Source organism: Novosphingobium sp. KN65.2 (assembly GCF_001368935.1).
GTDB lineage: Bacteria > Pseudomonadota > Alphaproteobacteria > Sphingomonadales > Sphingomonadaceae > Novosphingobium > Novosphingobium mathurense.
Genome location: NZ_CCBH010000001.1, coordinates 1 through 701, shown reverse-complemented (window position 1 = coordinate 701; position 701 = coordinate 1). Strand labels below are relative to the sequence as shown.

Genomic DNA, 701 nt, shown 5'->3' with positions numbered 1-701 from the left:
GGGGGGGGCCCATTTGTTTGAAGCACGGCTCAAATTTTGAAGCGCAAAATCTAGTTGACGGTAAAGTCGAAGATACGTGCCGTCATGGCTCCCCCAGCCCCGCCACCTGAAAGCGAATAAATGAAGCCATACTCGCCAGGTTCAAGCGCCTTCGAGACCTCCATCACATAAACCCCGGGACGTACCATCTTATGGGTGAACTCGAGGCGGTCCTTGTCCATCACCCCGGTCTTGGCTCCACCAATATTCATACTACCTACTCGGGCTTCCCGGCGTCCCTTCTTCTTCATGAGTTGAACGAGCGTCAATTCTGCTGGCGAGTTTACGACCGTGTTTGCTCCGCTCGCCCATGCCGAACTGTCATTTCCATTCGACTCGGCGGAAAAAAAGTAGAACTTAGGGGTCTGGTTCACAGGAACTTTCGACGTTTCATTCTGGATCGCTGCTTTGACACTCATCGATGCCAAGCCGCCTGTTAGCGCATAACCGAAGATACCACCGGTTTTCGCTTGGTTGGTGACAGTCGGCTCCATCTTCTTCATGCGCGCATTTTCGCCGCCTTCGTAGAAGGCATACAACCCTGCAGGATGCGGCACCGTTGGGTCGGGCGAGACAAGCGACGGCGCTACCGTCTTGACGTAGCGATTGCCGATGATTGCAGCGATGATTTCCGAGGATACGCCGTAACGGCCCGATTGTTA

The 701-nt window shown here is 54.2% G+C and carries 1 protein-coding gene; it reads right to left on the bottom strand.

The genetic code is table 11. From position 1 onward, the window contains the following. Nucleotides 1-50 precede the first annotated feature (50 nt). Nucleotides 51-542, bottom strand: a complete 492-nt coding sequence (locus SPHV1_RS00005) for a hypothetical protein (protein WP_054944103.1) — start codon at nucleotides 540-542, stop codon at nucleotides 51-53. Nucleotides 543-701: the final 159 nt, after the last annotated feature.